The sequence below is a fragment of the Pseudomonas sp. GW821-FHT03C07 genome (assembly GCF_059420925.1).
Genome location: NZ_JBWKUQ010000026.1, coordinates 44,921 through 69,848, shown reverse-complemented (window position 1 = coordinate 69,848; position 24,928 = coordinate 44,921). Strand labels below are relative to the sequence as shown.

The following is a 24,928-nucleotide window of genomic DNA, read 5'->3' as shown; positions in this document are numbered from 1 at the left end:
GTCAGGTATGCAAACGCGCCGGATAACCGGCCAGGATCAAGTCAGGCGCGCCAACGCCAGCGGGCCAGGGCCTTGATGACTTTCATCCAGAGTTTGCGAGTGACCACCACGATGGCGTTTCCAGGAGGGGATTGAACACAGTCCGCCGACATTAGCTCAGCGCCAGCTTCCAGGCAACCGGGAATCAGCGCGCGCAGATCGTCGATGACCAGCGCCGGCTCTTCTTCGGCGATCGGCCGGCCATGGTTGTAGCCATAGCTGAGGGCCACGCAGGTAACGCCGGCGGCCTTGGCGGCCTGCACATCACTGCGCGAGTCGCCGATGAACAGGCACTGCGAGGCCGGGATACCGGTCATTTTCATCACATGGAACAGCGCCGCCGGGTCGGGCTTGCGCTGCGGCAGGGTATCGCCGCCGATGATCAAGCGAAAAAACCGCCCCAGTTTCATTTCATCGAGCAAGGGTGCGACGAACTGTTCCGGCTTGTTGGTAATCAGGGCCATTTCCATGCCCTGCTTCTGCATCCAGCTCAGGGTTTCCTCGACACCGGGATAGACCTGGGTCAGCTCATGGCCACCGGAATAGGCCTCCATGAAGATCGCCAATGCCTGCTCGGCTTCGCCGTCATCGACCCCCGAATGATCGAGGCCACCGGCCAGCGCCCGGCGCACCAATACCTGCACGCCATTGCCGACCCACTCGCGAACCCCGTGCAGCCCGACCACCGGACGCCCCAGGGCAAGCAGCATTTTATCCACCGCCAAGGCCAGGTCGGGCACCGAGTCCACCAGTGTCCCATCCAGATCGAACATGACCAGCCTGGGCAGACGGCCCGGAAAAAGCTGCTCGAACACCGTCATGATCGAACCAGCGCCAGCTCGGCGCGCATTTTCTCGATGACTTCACGGTAGTCCGGCGCATTGAAGATCGCTGAACCGGCGACAAAGGTGTCGGCACCGGCCGCGGCAATTTCGCGGATGTTGTTGACGTTCACGCCGCCGTCGATTTCCAGGCGGATATCGCGGCCCGAGGCATTGATCAGCGCCCGCGCTTCACGCAGCTTGTCGAGGGTGCCGGGGATGAACTTCTGCCCGCCAAAACCCGGGTTGACGCTCATCAGCAGGATCATGTCGACCTTGTCCATCACGTACTTGAGCACGTCCAGGGGCGTGGCCGGGTTGAACACCAGGCCGGCCTTGCAACCGCCTTCGCGGATCATTTGCAGGGAGCGGTCGACGTGCAGGGTAGCTTCCGGGTGGAAGGTGATGTAGGTCGCCCCGGCCTCGATGAAGTCGCCGATGATACGGTCCACCGGGCTGACCATCAGGTGCGCATCGATGGGCGCGGTGATGCCGTACTTGCGCAACGCCGTGCAGACCATAGGGCCGATGGTCAGGTTGGGTACATAGTGGTTGTCCATGACATCGAAGTGCACGATGTCGGCTCCGGCAGCGAGCACGTTGTCCACTTCCTCGCCCAGGCGGGCGAAATCGGCGGAGAGAATCGACGGAGCAATGGCGAAGGGCTGCATGACGCACCTTTTTTGAGCAGAATCACGATGGCGGGCATTGTATACCGCCCGCTTTGCCCCGCCCACCGTGACCGCGACGATTGGCCGTGGAAGCCCAGAATGCTTGAGCTAACGCCGTCAATAAGCCGCGCGATAGATCTTTTCGATATCTATCGCACTCAGGCGACGGGGGTTGTTGCGCATCAACCGCTCGGTGTTCGACGCCTCTTCGGCCATGCTCGGGATCGCGTCCAGGGGTACGCCGAAGCTGGAGAGGCCAGCGGGAATTTCCACGGCGGCGCATAAATCGGTCATGGCGGCGACGGCCTTGTCGGCGGCTTCGATCAGGCTCAAACCGGTCACATTGACGCCCATGGCGACGGCAATCTCCTGCATGCGTTCAACACAGGCGATCTTGTTCCAGTTCATGACATAGGGCAGCAACAGGGCATTGCTGACCCCATGAGCGATATTGAAGCGCCCACCCAACGGGTAGGCCAAGGCATGTACGGCACCGACGCCGGCATTGCCGAAGGCCATTCCGGCCATCAGGCTGGCGGTGGCCATTTCTTCACGGGCCTGGAGGTTGGAGGGGTTGGCGTAGGCTTTGGGCAGCGCCGTGGCAATCAGCTTGATCGCACCAATGGCCAGAGCATCGGTAATCGGCGAGGCATTGAGTGACAGGTAGGCTTCAATCGCGTGGACCATGGCATCCACACCACTGGCGGCAGTCACGCTGCGCGGACAGGTCAGGGTCATCTGCGGGCTGACCAGCGCCACGTCCGGCAGCAGGTAGTCGCTGACGATGCCCTTTTTCAGCTGGGCCTGCTTGTCGGAAAGAATGGCGACATTGGTCACCTCGGAGCCGGTGCCCGCGGTGGTGGGAATCGCGATCAGCGGTGGTCCTTTGCGTGGCACCTGGTCGCTGCCGAACAGGTCCTCCAGGGCCCCGTGATAACCGGCGTAGGCACCGACGCTTTTGGCGATGTCGATGGCGCTGCCACCGCCCAGGCCGATCAGGCCGTCATGCCCACCTTCGCGGTAGACCCGCATGCAGTCCTCGACAATGGCGATTTCCGGGTCGGGTAGCACACGGTCGAAGATTTGATAATTGCGCCCACCCAGGTGGGCCAGTGCCAGTTCGACAGTCCCTGATTTGACCAGTGCCGCATCGGTCACGATCAACGGATGGTCGACATTCAGCCGGGTCAGCTCATCGGCCAATTGCTCGATGGCGCCACGGCCGGTGATCAGTTTATGGGCGATCTTGAATGAGGAAATGCTCATGCTCGCAGCCTTCTTGTCGTGATGATCAGGGCACGGGCAAGCATAACCGGGATTGGCTTTCCGCTGTCATGCGGAAGATGAATTCAGGTTGTGAATAGGAAAGGCGCGCCCATGAACGCCACGAACCTTGTAGGAGCTGGCTTGCCAGCGATGGCGTCAGTGAAGCTTGCATCGCAATCGCCGGCAAGCCAGCTCCTACAGGGTTTAGCCGCACAATCCAGGCGTCCGTCTTATACCTGGGTGGTGCGCATTTTCTCGCTACGCCCGCGCAACCACTCCAGGGTCAGCAGCAGGATCACCGAGAAGGCAATCAGCAAGGTCGCCGCCGCGGCGATGGTCGGGCTGAGGTTCTCGCGGATGCCACTGAACATCTGCCGGGGCAGGGTCGCTTGTTCGGGACCGGCGAGGAACAGCGTCACCACCACTTCATCGAAGGAAGTCGCAAAGGCAAACAGGGCTCCGGAAATCACCCCCGGCGCGATCAGCGGCAGGGTCACCCGACGGAACGCTGTCAGTGGCGACGCGCCCAAGCTGGCGGCGGCGCGCACCAGGTTGTGATTGAAACCCTGCAAGGTCGCCGACACAGTGATGATCACAAACGGCACACCTAACACCGCATGCACCACGATCAGCGAAAAGAAGCTGTTGCCCAGCCCCAGGGGGGCGAAGAACAGGTAGCTGGCGACACCGATGATCACCACCGGCACCACCATGGGCGAGATCACCAGGGCCATCACCAGCGGCTTGCCCGGGAAATCGCCGCGGGTCAGGCCGATCGCCGCCAGGGTCCCGAAGACCATCGCCAGCGCCGTGGCCGCCGGGGCGACGATGATGCTGTTGCGCAAGGCCCGCATCCATTCCGCCGAGGCAAAGAAGTCCTGGTACCAGTGCAACGAGAAGCCCTGCAGCGGATAGACCAGGAAACTGCCCGAGTTGAACGACAGCGGGATGATCACCAGCACCGGCAGGATCAGGAACAGCAGGATCAGCCCGCACAGAATACGCGAACTGTAGAACCAGACCCGCTCGACGGGCGACATGTAGGGGCTCAGCATTTCTTATTCTCCTTAGCTCAGGCGCAGGCGACTGGCACCCACCAACCGGCTGTAAATCAAGTACAGGACCACGGTCGCCAGCAGCAGCAGGCCACCCAGTGCGGTCGCCATGCCCCAGTTGATGCTGGTGTTGGTGTAGAAGGCCACGAAGTAGCTGACCATCTGGTCGTTAGGGCTACCGAGCAACGCCGGGGTGATGTAGTAACCAATCGCCAGGATGAACACCAGCAGGCACCCGGCGCCGACGCCGGCGTAGGTCTGCGGGAAATACACCCGCCAGAAGCTGGCGAACGGATGACAGCCCAGGGAAATCGCGGCGCGCATATAGGTCGGCGAAATGCCTTTCATCACGCTGTAGATCGGCAGGATCATGAACGGCAGCAGGATGTGCACCATGGAGATGTAGACGCCGGTGCGGTTGAACACCAGCTCGAGGGGCTTGTCGATCACGCCCATGGCCATCAGCGCGCTGTTGATCAGGCCACCGGACTGCAACAGCACGATCCAGGCCGCAACCCGCACCAGGATCGAGGTCCAGAACGGCAGCAGGACGAGGATCATCAACAGGTTGCTTTGCCGTGACGGCAGGTTCGCCAGCAGGTAGGCCAGCGGGTAGGCCAGCACCAGGCAGATGGCGGTGATCACCAGGCCCATCCAGAAGGTGCGGGCAAAGATGTCGAGGTAGATCGCCTGGTCCGGCGTGGCCGGGGCCAGTTCGCCAAGGTCGTCGATCCGATGGTCGACGGCCGCCAGCAGGTAATAAGGGGTGATGCTGCTGGTATTGCGCCGGATCGCCTGCCAGTACGCCGGATCGCCCCAACGTTCGTCGAGGGCTTCCAGGGCTTCTTTATAGGAGGCTGGTTCGGTCTTGAACGGCAAGGCCCGCGCGGTCTTGGTCAACAGGCTGCGATAGCCGGCCAGTTCCATGTTCAGACGCTTGGACAGATCGCCCAGGGTCTGATTTTTGCGGGCGTCGCCGAGGTCTTCGCTCAAGGCCTTGTAGACCGGTTCGCCGGGCAGGCTCTTGCCGTCCCAGGCAGCGACGGCGGCCACGGTGCGCGGCATGGCGCCGACCACTTCCGGGTTACCGACACTTTTATAGAGCAGCGCCACGATGGGCACCAGGAACACCAGCAACAGAAACAGCACCAGCGGTGCAATCAAGGCCTGGGCCTTCCAGCGGTTGACCCGCTCGGCACGCGCCAGGCGCTGCTTCAAGGTGGGACTGGTGACCTCGTTCAGAGGAACGGTGAGGGCCATGGCGAACTCCGGAATTCTTTTATTGTTACAGAAGGCAGCGCCGCGTTTCCGGACGCCCCTCCTGTTCTTCTGAAACACACAAACCCAACGGGCTCAACGCGGTCCCTTGTGGGAGCCGGCTTGCCGGCGATGACGGCCGGTCAGACGATGCAAGACTCACAGGCCTCATCGCTGGCAAGCCAGCTCCTACAGGTTACGCGGCGCCTGCAAGACCGAGGCCCCACAGGTTATGCCGCGTCGGGCTTGGGACGTGCCGTATTACTTGGCAGCCCAGGCGTTGAAACGCTGCTCCAGCTGCTCACCGTTATCCGCCCAGAAGGCCACGTCGATCTGCACCTGGTTGGCGATGTTTTCCGGGGTGGTCGGCATATCTTTCAGAATGGCCTTGTCGAGCAACGGTACCGCCTGGGTGTTGGCCGGGCCGTAGGCGATGTTTTCCGAGTAGACCTTCTGCTGCTGCGGCATCACCGAGAAGGCGATGAATTTTTTCGCCGCTTCAAGACGCTCGCCCTTCAGGCCTTTTGGAATTGCCCAGGCGTCGAAGTCATAGACGCCGCCGTTCCAGACCACTTTCAGGTTGCTTTCTTTCTGTACCGCGGCGATCCGACCGTTGTAGGCCGAGCTCATCACCACGTCACCGGAAGCGAGGTACTGCGGCGGCTGCGCGCCGGCTTCCCACCACTGGATATTCGGCTTCAGCTCGTCGAGCTTCTTGAACGCACGGTCCTGGCCATCCTTGCCGGCCAGCACCTTGTAGACGTCTTTCGGCGCCACGCCGTCAGCCATCAGGGCGAATTCCAGGGTGTACTTGGCACCCTTGCGCAGGCCACGCTTGCCCGGGAATTTCTTGGTGTCCCAGAAATCGGCCCAACTGGTCGGTGCGGTTTTCACTTTGTCGGCGTTGTAGGCCAGAACCGTCGACCAGACGAAGAAGCCAACACCACAAGGCTGGATCGCACCCTTGACGTAGTCTTCGCCCTTGCCGAACAGCGCCGGGTCGAGGGGTTCGAACATGTCTTCGTCGCAACCGCGGGACAGCTCGGGCGATTCGACTTCCACCAGGTCCCAGGACACGCTCTTGGTGTCGACCATGGCCTTGACCTTGGCCATCTCACCGTTGTACTCGCCGGCAACGATCTTGCCCTTGCCCGCCGCCTCCCACGGCGCATAGAACGCCTTGACCTGTGCGGCCTTGTTCGCGCCACCAAAGGACACCACGGTCAGGTCGGTCGCCGCCATGGCATTTGCCGCGCACATCAGCCCAAGGGTCAGGGCGCTGAATTTCAGGGATTTAAGCATTTATTCTTCTCTCCACAGTGCAGGTTGGTGAAGCACGGGGCGATGGATTCGCCTCTTGGGTTACCGCGGTCAGCTGGCGTCCAGTAACGGATCGAGCGCGCGAACGTGCTCCACCTGCCAGCCGATAGGTACGACGTCGCCGACCGCCAGGGCTGGGTCCAGCTCGGCAATCGGCTGTTTCACGAAAAAGTCGGTCTTGCCGCAGACTTCCAGGCGCACGCGCACGTGATCGCCCAGGTAGATGAACTCGGCCACCCGGCCCGAGAAGCGGTTCACGCAGGACTCGCTGGAGCCGTTGAGGCTGATGCGTTCCGGACGGATCGACAGGGTCACCGGCTCGCCGGTCTTACCGACGTTTACCGCCAGTGCCTCGACCTTCTCGCCACGGCCGAGCTCGACCACGCAGCGATCGCCGGTGTGACTGTGCAGGCGGCCGTTGAGGCGGTTGTTCTCGCCGATGAAGTTGGCGACAAAGGTGTTCTTCGGTTCTTCGTAGAGGGTCCGTGGCGGCGCGATCTGCTGGATCTCGCCCTGGTGGAACACCGCCACGCGGTCGGACATGGTCAGGGCTTCGCCCTGGTCGTGGGTCACGTAGACCACGGTCACACCGAGGCGCTGGTGCAGGTGCTTGATTTCCATCTGCATGTGTTCACGCAACTGTTTGTCCAGCGCACCGAGGGGCTCGTCCATCAGCACCAGCTGGGGTTCGAACACCAGGGCCCGGGCCAACGCGACCCGCTGCTGCTGGCCACCGGACAACTGCGCCGGGTAGCGCTGGGCGAACTTGTCGAGCTGGACCATGCCCAGTACCCGCTTGACCCGCTCGCTGACGTCGGTCTTGCTCAAGCCGCGCACGGTCAGTGGGAACGCCAGGTTCTCGGCGACGGTCATGTGCGGGAACAGGGCATAGTTCTGGAACACCATGCCGATGTCGCGTTTGTGTGGCGGGACATTGTTGATGGAGCGGCCAGCCAGCAGGATCTCGCCAGCGGTCGGGGTTTCGAACCCGGCCAGCATCATCAGGCTGGTGGTCTTGCCAGAGCCGGAAGGCCCGAGCAGGGTCAGGAATTCGCCCTTGCGAATGTCCAGGTTGAGGTCTTTGACGATCAGGTTCTCACCGTCGTAGCTTTTTTGTACGCCACGAAAGCTGACCAGTACATCGTTCGCCCCAGCGCTTGAATCAACCTCGCTCATACCCTCACCTTTTTGTTTTGGACTGCCGTGGGGCTAAGCCTAGTGAAGGCTTGCGGCAGCGCAAATCGGGGGGCGGGAGAGATTGGCCTCAGCCGCCTGGAAGATTTGGGGTAGGGATTGCCCTACAAGGATGGCGGGATTGGATAAGCCCGCGGGCGGTTCCCGACGGCGAGGCCCGGAACAGGGTCAGCAGACAACCCGAATCTGTCGCAAATGGATATGTGCGCGGATTTTTTGTAGGAGCGAGCTTGCTCGCGATGGTGGTACAGACCCCGCGGGGTATCTATCAGGTACCTCGCGTTATCCTTGGCGCCCATCGCGAGCAAGCTCGCACCTACAGAGGGTCCGCGGGCTCAGAGCAGCTTGTGCTCCATCGCGTATTTCACCAGTTCGGCCAGGGAAGTGATGTTGAGTTTCTGCATCAAGCGCGCCTTGTGGGTGCTGATGGTCTTGCTGCTCAAGGCCAGTTGCTGGGCGATGTCGTTGACGTTGGCGCCCTGGGCCAGGCGCTCGAAGACCGAGAACTCACGCTCCGAGAGCAAGGCGTGCAATGGCCGCGAATCGGTCAGGCCGACTTCGAAGACCATCCGGTCGGCCAGGTCCGGATCAATGTAGCGACCGCCGGCCGCGACCTTGCGGATGGCCGTCAGCAACAACGCCGGATCGCTGTCCTTGGTGGCGTAGCCGGCGGCACCGACCTTGAGCGCACGCGCCGCCATCTGCGCTTCGTCGTGCATGGATAGCACCAGGATTGCCGGTGGATTGTTCAACGCGCGAATCCGCGGGATCGCCTCCAGGCCATTGACGCCGGGCATGGAGATATCCAGCAGGACCACTTCGCAAGGCGTCTGGCGCAGGACTTCAAGCAGTTGTTCGCCATTGCTGGCCTCACCCACCACGGACAGATCCTTGGCCAGACCGATCAACTGCTTGATGCCCTCGCGGACAATCGTGTGGTCTTCGGCTACCAGTACGCGAATCACATTTATCTCCAGGTTGAGTCAGTTGAACCGCTATCGCTGCAGTGCGGCGTCCCGACAAGCCAGCTCCTACAGGGTATCGGCTGTATGCAAGATCGCCATTTGACGCGAACACTGTGGGAGCTGGCTTGCCAGCGATGGGGCCATCAAAGCCTACACATCCAACGGCACCCGTGCGCTAAGGGTCGTCCCCTCGCCCACCACGCTTTCCAGCCGCAACGTGCCGCCGAGCATCAACACTCGCTCACGCATACCAACCACCCCAAAGGAGGTCGGCCTACCGATCGCGGGAACGAATCCTACGCCATCATCACTGATGGTCAGGCATAAATCCTCGCCCTCAATAGCCAGGGTCAGTTCAACAGTATGCGCCTGGGCATGACGCATGACATTGGTCAGTGCTTCCTGGAGGACACGGAACAGGCCAATGGCTTTCGCATCGCTGAGGGCCGGCAAATGCTCCGGCACTTGCACCAGGCAGGGAATCTGGGTCCGCGCCTCGAACCGCCGGGCCTGCCACTCGATGGCCGAGGCAATCCCGGCATCGAGAATCGGCGGGCGCAAGGCCGTCGCCACATCCCGGACCAGCTGGAACAACTGGGCAATCAGCTTTTTCATGCTGTTGAGCCGATCATTCAAGCCGGGATCGAGCTGGGCATAAGCCAGCTCGCACATGGAAGTTTCCAGCTTGAGCACGGTCAGCATCTGACCCAACTCGTCGTGAACTTCCCGGGCGATGCGGGCCTTTTCCTCTTCGCGAACGCTTTCCAGATGGGCCGACAGCTCGCGCAACTGTTCACGGGACGCGGCCAGTTCCAACTCGATACGCTTGCTTTCGCTGATATCCCAGACAATACCGTCCCAAACCACGCTGCCATCCTCCAGCCGACGGGTGATGGCCTTGATCTCGGCCCAGCGTTGCTGACCTTCGCGCGTCATGATCCGCCCCTGCCAGGACCAGTCGCTGTCTGAATCAAGCGCCCGATCCTGGATCTGGTGGTAGCTGGCCCGGTCATCCGGATGCACCAGGCTGCGCAAGCCGATGTCCTGCCGGCGCAGGGTCGCCGGGGCATAACCGACCAGGCTCTCGCTGCCTTCGCTGATGTAGGGAAAATGCAGCGCGCCGGTCAGCGGTACACGTTCCAGACGAAACACCAGGCCCGGCACATTGGCGGCGATCGCCTTCAAGCGCGCTTCGCTTTCCTGCACCGCCGCCAGCGCGCGACGGCGCTCGGTGACGTCGTTGAGGTAGACCACCAGATATTCGCCCTCGCGAAAGCGCAGGAAGCTCAAGGACACATCGGCCGGCAGAATGCTGCCATCGGCGCGAACACACTGGGTTTCCAGGCTTTGCGGCCCGTCCTCGCTGGCCCGGGCGCGCCGCCACAGGTTCAGCCAACGGTCCATGTGCAGGTTCGGCTCGAAGTCGATCAGGGGCCGGTCGAACAACCCGCCCGGCGGATAGCCGAGCATCTCTTCCGCCGCCCGGTTGGCATAACGGACATGGCTGTCCCAGTTGACCCAGAGAATCCCCACCGTGCTCTGGTCGATGGAGAACTGGGTCAGGCGCAGGGCTTCTTCGCTCGCCTCACGCCGGGCGAGGGCTTCCCGGGCCGCAAGCAACTCATGCTCCAGGCTGTGCTGCTGGCGACGCAACCAGAAGACAATGGCCAGGCCGGCCAGCAGCAGCACCGCCAACAGCAGGCAGAGGTTCTGCCAGAAGCCCGGCGACTCGGCCAGGCGCGGATACTTCGGTTGCAGCCAGCGCGCATGCAATTGTTCCAGATCCCGTGCGGGGATGGCGTGCAGGGCCTTTTCCACGACAGCAGCCAGTTCCGGCCAGTCACGCCGCGTCGCGACCCGCAACAGCTGCGGCAAACCGATATCGCCGACCACCGCCAATCCGGCGAACTCTTCTTCATTGGACAGGCGGCTGAGCTGCGCTTCATCGATCACCGCATAACGGGCCTGCTGGCTCACCAACAATTGCAGGGCCTGGCGCTCCAGCGGCACGCCCTGCAGATTGAGATTGGGGTAGGTGTTACGCAGGTAATCGGCGACCGTACTGGGCATGCGCACGGCCACGCGGGTGTGGCTGTCGAGCTTTTCCAGCTCCACGACGCCGGCACCGTTGCGTTCACCCACCACCAGTTGCGGTACGCGCATGTAAGGGTCGGAGAACAGCCACAGGCGCAACCCCGCCGGGGTCTGGGTCAGCCCCGGCGCCAGGTCGATCTCGCCCTCGTGCAAGGCTTTTTCCAGTTGTGCCTGATCGGGAAAGTTACGCCAGGTCAGCTCGATATCGAGGCTCTTGGCAACCCAGGCCATGAGTTCCACATTGGCCCCGGACAAGCGCTGCAGCCGACGGTCGTATTGTGCATACGGCGCCTGCAGAACCAGGCCGACCCGCAGTTCGCGGTGCTGGTCGAGCCACTCGCGCTGTTCGCCGGACAAGCCAATCCCCTGCCCATGGGCAGCAGGTGCCGCCCAGGCAATCAAGGGAAAATACAAACAGCCGATAACCCACAGGCAGCAAAATCGTATCATCCGACGCTCACACACTGACAAATGCTGACCAACCCATTAGGCTGCCAGGATGACTCTGGCCTGGAAAATCCGATGCCCCTTCTCTACCGCCTGGCACTGCCTGCGCTGTGCCTGTCGCTGATACTACCTTGTACCGCGCCCGTCATGGCCGCCGAGCCGACACCAGCTCCGGCGCAGAAGCCCGCCGACAAGCCGGTGGAGCGCCAGCCCCTGCTCGAGCGTAGCCAGGAAGACGCGACCGCGCTGGAGCGCCAATTGCCCCAGCAGGAACAACAGCAACTGCAAGCCGGCGGCGACAGCTTCCTGGCCTTGTGGAAACCGGCCAACACGCCTTCGCCCATGGGCGCCGTGATCCTGATTCCCGGTGCCGGCGAAAGCGCTGACTGGCCCCAGGCAATCGGTCCGTTGCGGCGCAAGTTCCCGGATGCCCAGTGGAGCAGCCTGAGCCTGACCCTACCGGACCTGCAAAGCGATGCGATCCAGCCGCGGGTGGCCGAAGCGCCCAAGGCACCGGCAGCAACCACCAGCAATAGCAAGGACGCCAGCACCACGGCCAAGCCCATCGAACAGGCGGCCAGCGCCGAAGCCGAGGTGGTCGACCAGGCCGCCGCGCAAACCGCTGAAGATCAGTTGAAGGCCGATGCCGACCGGATCTTCGCACGAATCGATGCAGCCATTGCCTACGCCAAGCAGCAAAATGCCCGCAACGTGGTCCTCTTGGGTCATGGCACCGGCGCTTACTGGGCCGCCCGTTACATGAGCGAGAAGCCCTCGCCGCAGATCCAGAGACTGCTCCTGGTGGCCGCGCAGACGCCGACCACCGCCCCACAGAGCCTGGCCCAGATCACGCCAGGGCTGAAGCTGGCGACGGCGGACTTCTTCTACCAGGACCGGCCGCTGGATCGCAAAGCCGCGCTGGAACGGTTGCAGGCCAGCAAGCGACAGAAAACCTCGAGCTACAACCAGATTGCCCTGAAAACCCTGCCGGGCAATGCCGGGCAGGAGCAATTGTTCAGGCGTATTCGCGGCTGGTTGAACCCCCAGGATGTCGGCGGTCTCTAAGACCTGTAGAAACCGTCTTGCCCCTGCCGCGCAACTGCGGCCAACGCGGTCACTGTGGGCTGGCTTGGCGGCGATGAGGCCCTTGAGCCTTGCGGCGCCTATCCGAATGCCAGCGCCAGCAAGCCGGCGCCCACAGGTGCGATGTTTTTCCGTAAAGACGGCGGCCTCTCCCGGAGCTAACGAAAATCCCTTCGCTCGCGAATCAACACATAGGCATTGTGCAGGTCACGGGTTTTCTCCGTGGCCTCGCGCACTTGCAATGGCGTCGCCCCACTGCCCGCGACCTTGTCAGGATGATGGCGACTGAGCAGGCGTCGATAAGCCCGCTTGATTTGCGCGGGCTCACTGTTGGCCGCCACGCCCAGTAGCACCAGCGCCTCCTCGTAAGTCCCGGTCGTGCTCGACAGCACCTTGCGCCCCGGCTCGTAGTCATTGGCCAGGGCTTGGACCTGATGGCTCGTCCAGCCCAGCCATTTGCCCCAGAGCATGATCAGCTCACGCTCCTTCACCCCGACCCGACCATCGGCCCAGACCATCCGCCAGCACGCCCGCAAAACGCCTTCGGCGGCATGAGGTTGCGCCTTCAGATGGTTCAGGTAGCCGTGCAGGCGATCACGCCCCGACTTGCCGCGGTTGAACGCGGCAATCGCCCGCCGTCGCGCCGCATCGTGCATGTCCAGTTGGCGCATTTCCTCACGCGCCTGCAGGATATGTCCGTCGACCACCTGCCCATCACTCTTGGCCAGTCGGCCCAGCAAGACAAACAGCAATTCGTCGTTGCGCAGCGCCGGCTTGCCCCCCAGGCGTTCACGCAAATGGGCAAAGCTATGCAACTGCAAGCGCCGATCCAGCGCCTGACCGAGTAACGCGCCCAGCATGGCCCCCGGAATACTGGCGATGGCAAAACCCGCCCCGGCTCCAATCAGAGTCCCTGGCCACAACATAATCAGTGTCTCTCTTTCAACAGTTGTTCGACTTGCGCCAGGCGCTCCACGGTGCCGACATCCACCCAGTGTCCGCGCATATGCTCGCCACTCACCAACCCCCGCGCCATTGCCTCGCGCCACAGCGGCGCGATCTTGAAGGCGCCATCCGAGCAGGCGGCAAACAGCTTCGGGTGCAGGACCGAAATACCGCTGTAGGTCAGTTTCTCGCCCAGCGCCCCACCGTCATGCAGTTGGCCGTCGAGCAGGTTGAAGTCGCCCCCGGCCGGGTGATGCGGCGGATTGTCAACCATGACCAGGTGCGCCAGACCGGCGATCGGCCGACGCAACGCGGCAAAATCATAGTCGGTCCAGATATCGCCATTGACCACCAGGAAGGGCTCCGCCCCCAACAGCGGCAACGCCCGAAAAATACCACCACCGGTTTCCAACGGCTCGCCCTCGGGCGAATAGGCGATGCTCAGGCCATAGCGCGAGCCGTCGCCCAGGTAGTCCTCGATCTGCTCGCCCAGCCAGGCGTGGTTGATCACCACCTCCTTGAAACCGGCAGCCGCCAGCGCGTGCAGGTGATAGTCGATCAGCGGCGTACCGTTGGCCCGGATCAATGGCTTGGGGGTGTGCAAGGTCAACGGACGCATCCGCTCGCCTTTGCCGGCGGCCAGGATCATCGCCTTCATAGCACGGCCCCCACCGGCTGACGCAGGCTGGTCAGCAACTCACCCAGCTCGGCCAGCTCAGGGCGACGCGCGACCACAGCTTCTATATAAGCGAAGAAGCGCGGCACGTCCGCCAGGTAACGTGGCTTACCGTCGCGATGGCAGATCCGCGCAAAGATCCCGATCACTTTCAGATGACGTTGCACGCCCATCAGATCGCTGGCCCGGAGGAACGCCTCGAAGTCACCCTGTACCGCGATACCAACGTCAGCCGCCCGCTGCCAGTAGTCCTGCAGCCAGCCGCGCACCCGGGCTTCGGGCCAACTGAGGAAGGCGTCCTTGAACAGGCAGGTAATGTCGTAGGTCACCGGCCCGTAGACCGCGTCCTGGAAATCCAGCACGCCGGGATTGGGCTCGCTGGCCATCAGGTTACGCGGCATATAGTCACGGTGGACCAGCACTTTCGGCTGGGCCAGGGCACTGTCGATCAACAGGCTGCTGACCCGTTGCCACATGGCCAGTTGCGCCGGATCGAAAGTGCGACCCAACTCATGCCCCACGTACCACTCGGGAAACAGCTCCAGCTCACGGCGCAGCAAAGCCACGTCATAACTCGGCAGTTCGCTGTCCATTGGCAGTTGCTGGAAAGCCAGCAAGGCATCGATGGCATCGGCGAACAACGCATCGGCATTGTCGCTGTCGATCACATCCAGATAGGTCTGGTTGCCCAGGTCGTTGAGCAAAAGAAAACCGTTTTCCAGATCCTGTGCGTGAATTTTCGGCACGTTAATTCCGGATTTCGCCAGCAAATGGGCGATATCCACAAAGGGTTTGCAGTTTTCCCGGGGTGGCGGAGCGTCCATCACGATCAGACTACGGCCCTCGCCCTCCCAGCGGAAATAGCGCCGAAAACTCGCGTCACTACTGGCCGGAGTCAACGTGGCCGGGGGGATGACGCCCCAGCCTTCGGCCAGAAAAAGCGTTTCCAACTGCCGATCCAGCCAAACTTTCAGGTGTTGCAAGCGTACATCTTGATCAGGCATTACATGGGTCTCCGACGACGCTAGCCGTCAAGCGGGTGTTGCTTTATTATCCAGCATCTTTTTCTGACCATCGATAGGCGTGTGACCCCCACCGCGGGCAGATGGCACGCAGGAAGCCCGGACTAATAAGATGGCATTGAAATCCCCCGCGTTTCGTAAAAAATTCCCGTTGCTGGTTACCGGCGGTTTGCTGGCTCTGCAACCTCTTGCCACCCCCTTCGCGGTCGCCGCGGAACAGTATGACTGTTCTGTCTCTGCTTCCGGCTCCTGGGATTGCGCGCCCAAGACCACCACGGCCCAGCTGCCGCCACGTCCCGTGCATGACGGCAATGCCGAGGCTGTGGGCGGCGATGCCACGGCGGACAGCGGTTCCAGCGGCGAGAAGGCTGCCGGACCGGTGCTGGTCACCGAGGCCAAGGGTCGCGGCCTGAAGTCGCGCAGTGCCGACTACAGTCACCTCGACTGGGTCCCGCGTGACAAGCTGACTGCCGCGCAGTTGGCCGAAGCAGGTCCTTATTGCTCTGGTTCCTATATCGAACCCATTCGTCCTGGCATGAATGACACGACGAATAAAAGTGATGCACCGACCTTTATCGGCGCCAAAGCCTCGCGTTATGAACAAGACAAGCAAGTCGCCACGCTGGCCGGCGACGTTGTCATGCGCCAGGGCAGCATGCAGGTCGAGGCCGACGAAGCCAGCCTGTACCAGGCCGAAAACCGTGGAGAGCTGAACGGCAACGTGCGCGTTCGCGACCAGGGCGCCCTGCTGGTCGGTGACCATGCCGAAGTGCAGCTGGACACGGGCGAGTCCAAGGTCGACAACGCCGAATACGTGATGCACAAGTCGCATATCCGCGGTAGCGCGCTGTACGCCAAACGTGCCGAGAACGCGATCATCCGTCTCAAGGACGGTACGTACACCAGCTGCGAACCAAGCAGCAACGCCTGGCAGCTCAAGGGTAATAACATCACCCTGAACCCGGCGACCGGTTTCGGTACGGCAACCAACGTGACCTTGCGGGTCAAGGACATTCCAGTCCTCTATACCCCGTATATCTACTTCCCGATCGACGATCGTCGCCAGTCCGGCTTCCTGCCGCCGAGTTTCTCCAGCGACAGTACTTCAGGCTTCAACCTGACCACGCCTTACTACTTCAACCTGGCACCGAACTACGATGCCACGTTGTATCCGCACTACATGAGCAAGCGCGGCATGTTGACCGAAGGCGAGTTCCGCTACCTGACCAAGTCCACCGAAGGGCAGTTCGGCGGTGCGTTCCTGAGCGACGAGAGCAACGATCGCGCCCTGCAATCGGACTCTACGAAAGATCGCTACATGGTCAACTGGCAGCACAAGGGCGGGCTGGATTCGCGTGTACTGACCACCGTCGACTACACCAAAATCAGCGACCCGTACTACTTCCAGGATCTGCAGAGCAACCAGGTCGGCGTCAGAAGCGTCGACTATGTGAATCAACAGGCAACGACGAGCTATCGCGGTGACGACTTCACCGCCCAGCTGAACGTGCAGGCTTATGAGTTGGCGAGCGTGGCCGTTATCACGCCGTATAACCGCCTGCCACAGGTCACCTTCAACGGCAACCTGCCTTATCATCCGGAAGGCCTCAATTTCACCTACGAAACTGAAGCCACTCGCTTCGAGCGGAGTCTGGAAACCGGCACCTTCGCTGACAAGGATGGCGTCACCGCGCCACGCCTGGACACCAACGTCATCGGCCTGGCCCGTTCCAACGGCGACCGTTTGAACCTCAAGCCGGGGGTCAACCTGCCACTCAACTGGACGTACGGTTTTGTCACACCGTCGCTCAAGTACCAGTACACCCAGTACGAACTGGATCTGGGCTCGCAGGGCAAGGCTGATATCGTGAATGCCCAGTTCGCTGCGGCCCAGGCTGGCACGAATTACGTCGGCGGAACCTTCAGCAGCTCACAAAGCCGGGGCGTTCCCATCGCCAGCGTCGACAGCGGCCTGTACTTCGACCGCAACACCGAGCTGTTCGGCACCAACTATCGCCAGACCCTGGAACCGCGCCTGTTCTATCTCTATGTTCCAGAGAAGAACCAGCAAGACATTCCCGTGTTCGATACCGGCGAATACAGCTTCAACTATGCCTCGTTGTTCCGCGAAAACCGTTTCTCCGGCAGCGACCGCGTCGGTGACGAGAACAAGCTGTCCCTGGGCGTCACCAGCCGCTGGATCGAAGACAACGGTTTCGAACGTCAGCGCGTAAGTATTGGCCAGGCGTACTACTTCAAGGATCGTACCGTGCAGTTGCCGGGGGTTGATTTCACGACCCGCGCCGACGCCAAGACCAATGTCTCGCCATACGCCCTGGAATACGCCTACAACTTCAACCGTGACTGGCGTGCAACCGCCGACTACAACTGGGATCCGGTCAGCCACCAGCCGCGTTCCGGCAGTGCGATGTTCCACTACCAGCCTGAAGACAACCCGAACAAGGTGGTCAACGCCGGCTATCGCTATCGCAACGACCAGGTGATCTACAACCAGAACACCGGCCAATGGCAGTTCGGCGGCGACTACGGCACCCCAGGTACCGCGAACTTCGTGAAGGACTACTACAAGATCGAGCAGCACGACTTCTCGGTCATCTGGCCGGTCGTGCCTCAGTGGAACGTCATCAGCCGCTGGCAGTACGACTACAACCGCAACCGTACGCTGGAAGCCTTCGGTGGCTTCGAGTACGACAACTGCTGCTGGAAAATGCGCCTGATCAACCGCTACTGGGTCCAGTATGACGAGTTCAGCCAACAAGCTCCGCAAAACGAACGAGGCGACCACGGCATCTTCCTTCAGTTTGTCCTGAAGGGCCTGGGTGGCGTCATGGGCAACAAGGTCGAGAGCTTCCTCGACAAAGGCATCCAAGGTTATCGTGAACGTGAAGATCAAGCTTTCTGATTGTCTGCGCCCGCTGATGCTGGGCGCGCTGGTCCTGAGCGCGGCGGTTCACGCCGCCGTGCGGCCCCTCGACAACGTCGTGGCCATCGTCGACAACGATGTGATCATGCAGAGCCAACTGGACCAGCGCGTCCACGAGGTTCAGCAGACCATCGCCAAACGTGGCGGCGGCGTGCCACCCACCAGCGTCCTCGACCAACAGGTCCTGGACCGCTTGATCGTCGAAAACCTGCAACTGCAGATCGGCGAACGCTCGGGTATTCGCATCAGCGATGATGAGTTGAACCAGGCCATCGGCACCATTGCCCAGCGCAACAACATGAGCATCGATCAATTCCGCGCTGCCCTGACGCACGACGGCCTCTCTTATGAGGACGCCCGTGACCAGGTTCGCCGGGAAATGATCATCAGCCGTGTGCGTCAGCGCCGTGTCGCCGAGCGCGTCCAGGTGTCGGAACAGGAAGTGAAGAACTTCCTCGCCTCGGACCTGGGCAAGATGCAGCTCTCCGAAGAGCTGCACCTGGCCAATATCCTGATTTCGACCCCGGACAGCGCCAGCTCGCAAGCCATCCAGGCCGCGGCGGCCCAGGCCCAGGACGTCTACCGGCAGCTCAAGCAAGGCGCTGACTTCGGTCAGTTGGCCATTGCCCGCTCCGGCAGCGACAACGCCCTGGAAGGCGGCGACATGGGCTGGCGCAAGCCGGCCCAGTTGCCACCTCCGTTCGACCGCATGCTCAACAGCATGGCGGTTGGCGACATCAGCGAACCGGCACGCACCCCAGGTGGTTTCATCATCCTGAAGGTCCTGGAGAAGCGCGGTGGCGAGACGCAGATGCGTGACGAAGTGCATGTCCGTCACATCCTGATCAAACCCAACGCCATTCGCAGCGAAGCCGAAACCCAAGCCCTGGCACAGAAGCTCTACGAGCGGATCTCCAACGGCGAAGATTTCGCCACCCTGGCCAAGAGCTTCTCGGAAGACCCGGGCTCGGCGCTCAACGGCGGCGACCTGAACTGGGTCGACCCGAACGCACTGGTACCGGAATTCCGCGAAGTGATGGCAAAGACCCCGCAAGGCGTCCTGTCCAAACCGTTCAAGAGCCAATACGGCTGGCACGTACTGGAAGTCCTTGGCCGTCGCGCCACCGACAGCACTACCCAGGCTCGCGAACAACAAGCCATGACCGTGCTGCGTAACCGCAAATACGATGAAGAGCTGCAAACCTGGCTGCGTCAGATCCGCGACGAAGCCTACGTTGAAATCAAGCTCCCTGGCGCGGAACAGGCGCCAAAGTGAAACCGCGGCGTTTCGCATTGACACCCGGCGAGCCGGCGGGCATTGGTCCAGACCTTTGCCTGCTGCTCGCCTCGCAGTCCCAGCCCTACCCCCTGATCGCCATTACCAGTCGTGACCTGCTCCGTGAGCGGGCCACGCAACTGGGTGTGGCGATCGATCTGCTGCCTGTGGCGCCGGGCCAATGGCCTGATCAACCGGCAGCGGCGGGCAGCCTGTACGTCTGGGACACCCCGCTGGCAACCCCGGTTGTTGCCGGGCAACTGAACCAGGCCAATGCCGCCTTTGTCCTGGAAACCCTGACCCGGGCCGGCCAAGGCTGCCTGGACGGCGACTTCGCCGGCATGATCACCGCCCCGGTGCACAAAGGCGTGATCAACGACTCCGGGATCGCCTTTTCCGGCCACACCGAATTCCTCGCTGACCTGACCCACACCGCCCAGGTGGTGATGATGCTGGCAACCCGAGGACTGCGCGTGGCCCTGGTGACCACCCACCTGCCCCTGCGGCAAGTCGCCGATGCGATTACCCCGGAGCGCCTGGAGCGGGTCACCCGCATCCTGCATGGCGACCTACGGGAAAAGTTCGGCATCGCCCACCCGCGTATCCTGGTTTGCGGGCTCAACCCCCATGCCGGCGAAGGGGGGCACCTGGGCCACGAAGAAATCGACATCATCGAACCGACATTGGAGCGCCTGCGCGGCGAGAGCATGGACCTGCGTGGCCCGCTGCCTGCCGACACTCTGTTTACCCCCAAATATCTGGAGCACTGCGACGCGGTGCTGGCGATGTACCACGACCAGGGCCTGCCCGTGCTGAAATACAAAGGTTTCGGTGCCGCAGTCAACGTGACCCTGGGCTTGCCGATCATCCGCACTTCGGTCGACCACGGCACTGCCCTGGACCTGGCCGGCAGCGGCAACATCGACACCGGCAGCCTGCAAGTCGCCCTGGAAACCGCCTACCAGATGGCCGAGACCCGTTTATGACCGAGCAATACCAACACCGGGCGCGCAAGCGCTTCGGGCAAAACTTCCTGCACGACGCCGGCGTGATCGACCGCATCCTGCGCGCCATCCATGCCAAGGCCGAAGACCGCCTGCTGGAAATCGGCCCGGGCCAGGGCGCCTTGACCGAAGGCCTGCTCAACAGTGGCGCACAACTGGATGTCGTCGAACTGGACAAGGATCTGATCCCGATCCTCAACCAGCAATTCGGTAGCCGGCCGAATTTCAACCTGCACCAGGGCGACGCGCTGAAGTTCGACTTCACCAGTCTGAACCCGGCGCCCAACAGCCTGCGGGTGGTCGGCAACCTGCCCTACAACATCTCCACGCCGCTGATCTTCCACCTGCTGCACAACGCCAGCCTGATTCGCGACATGCACTTCATGCTGCAAAAGGAAGTGGTCGAGCGCTTGGCCGCGGGCCCTGGCGGCGGCGACTGGGGTCGTCTGTCGATCATGGTCCAGTACCATTGCCGCGTGGAACACCTGTTCAATGTCGGCCCTGGGGCCTTCAACCCACCACCCAAGGTCGATTCGGCCATCGTGCGCCTGGTGCCCCACGCCGTCCTGCCCCACCCAGCCAAGGATCACCGCCTGCTGGAGCGCGTCGTTCGCGAAGCCTTCAACCAGCGCCGCAAAACCTTGCGCAACACCCTCAAGTTGCTGCTCAGCAATGCCGAGATCGAAGCCGCCGGTGTCGATGGCAGCCTGCGCCCGGAACAACTCGACCTGGCCGCCTTCGTGCGCCTGGCCGACAAACTCAGTGAGCAGGCCGTCACCGTCGCCGACGTCGATTGATCTCACGGGTAGCCGGCCAGCGTGCATGTCTGGCCTACTACCCGGGACTTGACCTAGACTGGGCTTCGTCCAGCGTCTCTTGCGCTTCAGCTTCCAAGGCCTCTTGCATGTCCGATCCTCGTTATCAGGTCGACGTCAGCGTCGTCACCCGCTTCCTTGCAGAACAATCGCAACCCGAGCAGAACCGCTTTGCCTTCGCCTACACCATCACGGTGCAGAACAACGGCGAACTGCCTGCCAGGTTGATGTCGCGGCACTGGGTGATCACCGATGGCGACGGTCATGTGGAAGAAGTCCGCGGCGCCGGCGTCGTCGGCCAGCAACCGCTGATCGAAGCCGGCCAGAGCCACACCTACAGCAGCGGCACGGTGATGACGACGAAAGTCGGCAACATGCAGGGCAGTTACCAGATGGTGGCCGAGGACGGCAAGCACTTCGACGCCGTGATCGCGCCCTTCCGCCTGGCCGTGCCCGGGGCCCTGCACTGATGGCGGTGTATGCCGTCGGCGACCTGCAAGGCTGCCTGGAACCGCTCAAATGCCTGCTCGAACGCGTCAGGTTCGACCCGGCCCAGGATAAACTGTGGCTGGTGGGCGACCTGGTCAACCGGGGCCCGCAATCCCTGGAGACCCTGCGTTTTCTCTACCGCATGCGCGAGTCGCTGGTCTGTGTGCTGGGCAACCATGACCTGCACCTGCTTGCCGTCGGCCACAATGTCGAGCGGCTGAAAAAAAGCGATACGCTACGCGAGATTCTCGACGCCCCGGATCGCGCCGAACTGCTGGACTGGTTGCGCCGCCAGAAGCTGCTGCACCACGACGCAGAGCGCAATGTGGCCCTGGTCCACGCCGGCATTCCACCCCAGTGGACGCTGAAGAAAGCGCTCAAATATGCCGCGGAAGTGGAAACCGCCTTGCGCGACGACAACCTGCTGACGCCCTTCCTCGACGGCATGTACGGCAACGAACCGAACAAATGGGATAGCGATCTGCAGGGCGTGACCCGCTTGCGGGTGATCACCAACTATTTCACCCGGATGCGTTTCTGCACCGCCGACGGTAAGCTCGACCTCAAGGGCAAGGAAGGCGCCGACACCGCCCCCCGCGGCTACGCCCCCTGGTTCAGCTACAAGGGGCGCAAGACCCAGGACCTGAAGATCATCTTCGGCCACTGGGCCGCCCTTGAAGGCCAATGCGACGAACCCGGCATCTTCGCCCTCGATACCGGTTGTGTCTGGGGCGGTGCCATGACCCTGATGAACGTCGACACCGGCGAACGCCTGGGTTGCCAATGCGATGCCCTGGGTGGCGTCGCTCCGCCACCGACCCTGGCCGAGCGCTTCCGGGCCTGGCTATATCGCTAGACTGTACGACCTACCTGCCCCAGATGGAGCCCATCATGACCGAGTTCAAACGTATCCCCCCCGAACAAGCCCAGGCCCTGCGCGAGCACGGCGCCGTGGTCGTCGACGTCCGCGACCCACAGGCTTTCGCCCTGAATCACATCAGCCGCGCCCGGCATCTGGACAACCTCAACATCGCCGATTTCATTCGCGCCGCCGACCTCGACGCACCGTTGGTGGTGTGCTGCTACCACGGCAATTCGAGCCAGAGCGCGGCCGCCTACCTGGTCAGCCAAGGCTTCAGCGACGTCTACAGCCTGGACGGCGGCTTTGAGCTGTGGCGCACGACCTATCCGTCAGAAATTGCTCAAGATATTTCCGAATAATTTTTTTCCTTTGCTGAAGCCCGCAGGATTCGCGGGCTAGAGCCTTTCCTGACGAACGGTCAGGTGTAACTAATTGCTCATCTTGACTTGACCCCGCCGATTCCGAACTATCCTTAAGCGCAGGCCATCCAAATCAGGGGAGAGCCGGTACACCGGCGTACGGGTCATCGGTAGTAATTTTCAAAGTGAGCGTCGCTTTGAAGGTGTTCTGGGGGGTAAACGGCAACGGCTTTTTGCGGTTGCATGCCAGCACTGGACTGATTGATCCGGCACCGGCTCCACGTATCGAGCGAGGTGACGTCATGAGCATTTTCAGCCATTTCCAACAACGCTTCGAATCCACACGGCAAGAAGAACTCACGCTGCAGGAGTACCTCGAACTGTGCAAAAAGGATCGCAGCGCTTACGCGTCAGCAGCGGAACGGCTGCTACTGGCAATCGGCGAACCCGAACTGCTGGATACGTCCACCAACTCACGGTTGTCGCGCATCTTCTCGAACAAGGTGATCCGGCGCTATCCGGCCTTTGAAGACTTCCACGGGATGGAAGAATGCATCGACCAGATCGTTTCGTATTTCCGCCACGCCGCCCAAGGCCTGGAAGAGAAGAAACAAATCCTCTATCTGCTCGGCCCGGTGGGTGGCGGTAAATCGTCCCTGGCCGAAAAGCTGAAACAGCTGATCGAGAAAGTCCCCTTCTATGCCATCAAGGGCTCGCCGGTCTTCGAATCACCCCTTGGGCTGTTCAACGCCACCGAAGATGGCGCGATTCTGGAGGAAGACTTCGGGATTCCCCGACGCTATCTGAACACCATCATGTCGCCCTGGGCCACCAAGCGCCTGGCCGAGTTCGGCGGTGACATCAGCCAGTTCCGGGTGGTCAAGCTCTACCCCTCGATCCTCAACCAGATCGCCGTGGCCAAGACCGAACCTGGCGACGAAAACAACCAGGACATCTCTGCCCTCGTGGGCAAGGTCGATATCCGCAAGCTCGAAGAGTTTCCACAGAACGACGCCGACGCCTACAGCTACTCGGGCGCCCTGTGCCGGGCCAACCAGGGCCTGATGGAATTCGTGGAAATGTTCAAGGCACCGATCAAGGTGCTGCACCCGCTGCTGACCGCCACCCAGGAAGGCAACTACAACAGTACCGAAGGCCTGGGCGCGATTCCGTTCACCGGCATCCTGCTGGCCCACTCCAACGAATCGGAGTGGCACACCTTCCGCAACAACAAGAACAACGAAGCCTTCATCGATCGGATCTACATCGTCAAGGTCCCGTATTGCCTGCGGGTCAGCGACGAAGTGAAGATCTACGACAAACTCTTGTTCAACAGCTCCCTGGCCAAGGCCCACTGCGCGCCCGACACCCTGAAGATGCTTGCCCAGTTCACCGTGCTCTCGCGCCTCAAGGAGCCGGAGAACTCGAACATCTACTCGAAAATGCGGGTCTATGACGGCGAAAATCTCAAGGACACCGATCCGAAGGCCAAATCGATCCAGGAATACCGCGACAGCGCCGGTGTCGACGAAGGCATGAATGGCCTCTCGACCCGCTTTGCCTTCAAAATCCTCTCGAAAGTCTTCAACTTCGATCCTCACGAGATTGCCGCCAACCCGGTGCACCTGCTCTACGTACTGGAGCAGCAGATCGAACAGGAACAGTTCCAGGCCGAAACCCGCGAACGCTACCTGCGCTTCCTCAAGGAGTACCTGGCACCGCGCTATATCGAGTTCATCGGCAAGGAAATCCAGACCGCGTACCTGGAGTCCTACAGCGAGTACGGCCAGAACATCTTCGACCGCTACGTGCTGTATGCGGATTTCTGGATTCAGGACCAGGAATACCGCGACCCGGAAACCGGCGAGATCCTCAACCGCGTAGCCCTGAACGAAGAGCTGGAGAAAATCGAAAAACCGGCGGGCATCAGCAATCCGAAGGATTTCCGCAACGAAATCGTCAACTTCGTCCTGCGCGCCCGAGCCAACAACAACGGCAAGAATCCGACCTGGCTCAGCTACGAGAAGCTGCGGGTGGTGATCGAGAAGAAAATGTTCTCCAACACCGAGGATCTGCTGCCGGTCATCAGCTTCAACGCCAAAGCCAGCAAAGAGGATCAACAGAAGCACAACGACTTCGTCACCCGCATGGTCGAACGTGGCTACACCGACAAACAGGTACGACTGCTCTCCGAGTGGTATCTGCGCGTCAGAAAATCGCAGTAGTAACGGCAGCTGCAAGCGGCACGCGACAAGCCGCAGGCGCGTTTACCGACGTGCTTGCGGTGCAGGAGCTGACCGCTTGTCTTTAAGCTTCCAGCTTGG

Annotated in this window: 21 protein-coding genes; 9 read left to right on the top strand and 12 right to left on the bottom strand. The window is 61.7% G+C overall.

Going from position 1 to position 24,928, the window contains the following annotated elements; genetic code table 11:
* Positions 1–41 precede the first annotated feature (41 nt).
* From AC07VG_RS30725 to AC07VG_RS30685, 9 genes are all read right to left on the bottom strand, one after another.
* The gene (locus tag AC07VG_RS30725; RefSeq protein ID WP_495003409.1) at positions 42–860 is read right to left on the bottom strand and encodes a phosphoglycolate phosphatase; all 819 of its coding nucleotides are present in this window, start codon (positions 858–860) and stop codon (positions 42–44) included.
* Positions 857–1,531 carry a ribulose-phosphate 3-epimerase gene (gene rpe / locus AC07VG_RS30720; protein WP_495022397.1) on the bottom strand — a complete coding sequence of 225 codons (675 nt, stop codon included), beginning with the start codon at positions 1,529–1,531 and terminating at the stop codon, positions 857–859. Before rpe ends, AC07VG_RS30725 begins: the two co-directional genes overlap by 4 nt.
* Before the next feature lie 117 nt (positions 1,532–1,648).
* Positions 1,649–2,797, bottom strand: coding sequence for an iron-containing alcohol dehydrogenase (locus tag AC07VG_RS30715; protein WP_495003407.1), 1,149 nt, complete (start codon positions 2,795–2,797; stop codon positions 1,649–1,651).
* A 230-nt stretch (positions 2,798–3,027) separates the two neighbouring features.
* Positions 3,028–3,852, bottom strand: coding sequence for an ABC transporter permease (locus AC07VG_RS30710; RefSeq protein WP_191489633.1), 825 nt, complete (start codon positions 3,850–3,852; stop codon positions 3,028–3,030).
* 12 nt (positions 3,853–3,864) lie between these two features.
* Positions 3,865–5,112, bottom strand: coding sequence for an ABC transporter permease (locus AC07VG_RS30705; RefSeq protein WP_248795378.1), 1,248 nt, complete (start codon positions 5,110–5,112; stop codon positions 3,865–3,867).
* Between the two features lie 258 nt (positions 5,113–5,370).
* Positions 5,371–6,411 (bottom strand): ABC transporter substrate-binding protein, encoded by a 1,041-nt coding sequence (locus AC07VG_RS30700; RefSeq protein ID WP_495003406.1) that lies wholly within the window; start codon positions 6,409–6,411, stop codon positions 5,371–5,373.
* Between the two features lie 69 nt (positions 6,412–6,480).
* Complete coding sequence (locus tag AC07VG_RS30695) at positions 6,481–7,605, bottom strand: ABC transporter ATP-binding protein (protein WP_495003405.1); 1,125 nt, start codon at positions 7,603–7,605, stop codon at positions 6,481–6,483.
* Positions 7,606–7,958: 353 nt separating this feature from the next.
* Positions 7,959–8,588: a response regulator gene (locus tag AC07VG_RS30690; protein WP_495003404.1), complete on the bottom strand. Its 630-nt coding sequence runs from the start codon at positions 8,586–8,588 to the stop codon at positions 7,959–7,961.
* A gap of 150 nt (positions 8,589–8,738) precedes the next feature.
* Positions 8,739–11,132, bottom strand: coding sequence for a PAS domain-containing sensor histidine kinase (locus AC07VG_RS30685; RefSeq protein ID WP_495003403.1), 2,394 nt, complete (start codon positions 11,130–11,132; stop codon positions 8,739–8,741).
* A 72-nt stretch (positions 11,133–11,204) separates the two neighbouring features.
* On the opposite strand from AC07VG_RS30685, the gene AC07VG_RS30680 reads away from it, so the two are divergent.
* On the top strand, positions 11,205–12,194 hold the full coding sequence (locus AC07VG_RS30680) for an alpha/beta hydrolase family protein (protein ID WP_495003402.1): 990 nt from the start codon (positions 11,205–11,207) through the stop codon (positions 12,192–12,194).
* A gap of 176 nt (positions 12,195–12,370) precedes the next feature.
* Here AC07VG_RS30680 and AC07VG_RS30675 read toward each other — a convergent pair whose 3' ends face one another.
* Genes AC07VG_RS30675 through AC07VG_RS30665 form a run of 3 tightly spaced genes read right to left on the bottom strand, consistent with a single transcriptional unit; the run spans position 12,371 to position 14,837 of the window.
* Complete coding sequence (locus AC07VG_RS30675) at positions 12,371–13,138, bottom strand: TerB family tellurite resistance protein (protein WP_495003401.1); 768 nt, start codon at positions 13,136–13,138, stop codon at positions 12,371–12,373.
* Positions 13,139–13,140: 2 nt separating this feature from the next.
* On the bottom strand, positions 13,141–13,815 hold the full coding sequence (gene murU, locus AC07VG_RS30670) for an N-acetylmuramate alpha-1-phosphate uridylyltransferase MurU (protein WP_495022396.1): 675 nt from the start codon (positions 13,813–13,815) through the stop codon (positions 13,141–13,143).
* Complete coding sequence (locus tag AC07VG_RS30665; RefSeq protein ID WP_495003399.1) at positions 13,812–14,837, bottom strand: aminoglycoside phosphotransferase family protein; 1,026 nt, start codon at positions 14,835–14,837, stop codon at positions 13,812–13,814. The genes murU and AC07VG_RS30665 overlap by 4 nt, the downstream gene beginning before the upstream one ends.
* Before the next feature lie 130 nt (positions 14,838–14,967).
* Between AC07VG_RS30665 and AC07VG_RS30660 the strand changes: the two genes are divergently transcribed.
* From AC07VG_RS30660 to AC07VG_RS30625, 8 genes are all read left to right on the top strand, one after another.
* Positions 14,968–17,778, top strand: a complete 2,811-nt coding sequence (locus tag AC07VG_RS30660; RefSeq protein ID WP_495022395.1) for an LPS-assembly protein LptD — start codon at positions 14,968–14,970, stop codon at positions 17,776–17,778.
* Complete coding sequence (locus tag AC07VG_RS30655; RefSeq protein WP_495003397.1) at positions 17,759–19,075, top strand: peptidylprolyl isomerase; 1,317 nt, start codon at positions 17,759–17,761, stop codon at positions 19,073–19,075. The genes AC07VG_RS30660 and AC07VG_RS30655 overlap by 20 nt, the downstream gene beginning before the upstream one ends.
* Positions 19,072–20,061, top strand: a complete 990-nt coding sequence (gene pdxA / locus AC07VG_RS30650; RefSeq protein WP_495003396.1) for a 4-hydroxythreonine-4-phosphate dehydrogenase PdxA — start codon at positions 19,072–19,074, stop codon at positions 20,059–20,061. The genes AC07VG_RS30655 and pdxA overlap by 4 nt, the downstream gene beginning before the upstream one ends.
* The gene (gene rsmA, locus AC07VG_RS30645) at positions 20,058–20,876 is read left to right on the top strand and encodes a 16S rRNA (adenine(1518)-N(6)/adenine(1519)-N(6))-dimethyltransferase RsmA (protein ID WP_495003395.1); all 819 of its coding nucleotides are present in this window, start codon (positions 20,058–20,060) and stop codon (positions 20,874–20,876) included. Before pdxA ends, rsmA begins: the two co-directional genes overlap by 4 nt.
* Positions 20,877–20,983: 107 nt before the next feature.
* Complete coding sequence (gene apaG, locus AC07VG_RS30640; protein ID WP_495003394.1) at positions 20,984–21,364, top strand: Co2+/Mg2+ efflux facilitator ApaG/CorD; 381 nt, start codon at positions 20,984–20,986, stop codon at positions 21,362–21,364.
* Positions 21,364–22,239 carry a symmetrical bis(5'-nucleosyl)-tetraphosphatase gene (locus AC07VG_RS30635; RefSeq protein WP_495003393.1) on the top strand — a complete coding sequence of 292 codons (876 nt, stop codon included), beginning with the start codon at positions 21,364–21,366 and terminating at the stop codon, positions 22,237–22,239. Before apaG ends, AC07VG_RS30635 begins: the two co-directional genes overlap by 1 nt.
* 35 nt (positions 22,240–22,274) lie before the next feature.
* On the top strand, positions 22,275–22,604 hold the full coding sequence (gene glpE, locus AC07VG_RS30630; RefSeq protein WP_495022394.1) for a thiosulfate sulfurtransferase GlpE: 330 nt from the start codon (positions 22,275–22,277) through the stop codon (positions 22,602–22,604).
* A gap of 302 nt (positions 22,605–22,906) precedes the next feature.
* Positions 22,907–24,829, top strand: coding sequence for a PrkA family serine protein kinase (locus AC07VG_RS30625; RefSeq protein WP_248803894.1), 1,923 nt, complete (start codon positions 22,907–22,909; stop codon positions 24,827–24,829).
* The last annotated feature ends 99 nt before the right edge of the window (positions 24,830–24,928 follow it).

Bases quoted from the DNA above. Each gene is read 5' to 3' on its own strand.
- AC07VG_RS30725 (WP_495003409.1), bottom strand. From the start codon at position 860: ATGACGGTGTTCGAGCAGCTTTTTCCGGGCCGTCTGCCCAGGCTGGTC.
- rpe (WP_495022397.1), bottom strand. From the start codon at position 1,531: ATGCAGCCCTTCGCCATTGCTCCGTCGATTCTCTCCGCCGATTTCGCC.
- AC07VG_RS30715 (WP_495003407.1), bottom strand. From the start codon at position 2,797: ATGAGCATTTCCTCATTCAAGATCGCCCATAAACTGATCACCGGCCGT.
- AC07VG_RS30710 (WP_191489633.1), bottom strand. From the start codon at position 3,852: ATGCTGAGCCCCTACATGTCGCCCGTCGAGCGGGTCTGGTTCTACAGT.
- AC07VG_RS30705 (WP_248795378.1), bottom strand. From the start codon at position 5,112: ATGGCCCTCACCGTTCCTCTGAACGAGGTCACCAGTCCCACCTTGAAG.
- AC07VG_RS30700 (WP_495003406.1), bottom strand. From the start codon at position 6,411: ATGCTTAAATCCCTGAAATTCAGCGCCCTGACCCTTGGGCTGATGTGC.
- AC07VG_RS30695 (WP_495003405.1), bottom strand. From the start codon at position 7,605: ATGAGCGAGGTTGATTCAAGCGCTGGGGCGAACGATGTACTGGTCAGC.
- AC07VG_RS30685 (WP_495003403.1), bottom strand. From the start codon at position 11,132: ATGATACGATTTTGCTGCCTGTGGGTTATCGGCTGTTTGTATTTTCCC.
- AC07VG_RS30680 (WP_495003402.1), top strand. From the start codon at position 11,205: ATGCCCCTTCTCTACCGCCTGGCACTGCCTGCGCTGTGCCTGTCGCTG.
- AC07VG_RS30675 (WP_495003401.1), bottom strand. From the start codon at position 13,138: ATGTTGTGGCCAGGGACTCTGATTGGAGCCGGGGCGGGTTTTGCCATC.
- murU (WP_495022396.1), bottom strand. From the start codon at position 13,815: ATGAAGGCGATGATCCTGGCCGCCGGCAAAGGCGAGCGGATGCGTCCG.
- AC07VG_RS30665 (WP_495003399.1), bottom strand. From the start codon at position 14,837: ATGCCTGATCAAGATGTACGCTTGCAACACCTGAAAGTTTGGCTGGAT.
- AC07VG_RS30660 (WP_495022395.1), top strand. From the start codon at position 14,968: ATGGCATTGAAATCCCCCGCGTTTCGTAAAAAATTCCCGTTGCTGGTT.
- rsmA (WP_495003395.1), top strand. From the start codon at position 20,058: ATGACCGAGCAATACCAACACCGGGCGCGCAAGCGCTTCGGGCAAAAC.
- apaG (WP_495003394.1), top strand. From the start codon at position 20,984: ATGTCCGATCCTCGTTATCAGGTCGACGTCAGCGTCGTCACCCGCTTC.
- AC07VG_RS30635 (WP_495003393.1), top strand. From the start codon at position 21,364: ATGGCGGTGTATGCCGTCGGCGACCTGCAAGGCTGCCTGGAACCGCTC.
- glpE (WP_495022394.1), top strand. From the start codon at position 22,275: ATGACCGAGTTCAAACGTATCCCCCCCGAACAAGCCCAGGCCCTGCGC.
- AC07VG_RS30625 (WP_248803894.1), top strand. From the start codon at position 22,907: ATGAGCATTTTCAGCCATTTCCAACAACGCTTCGAATCCACACGGCAA.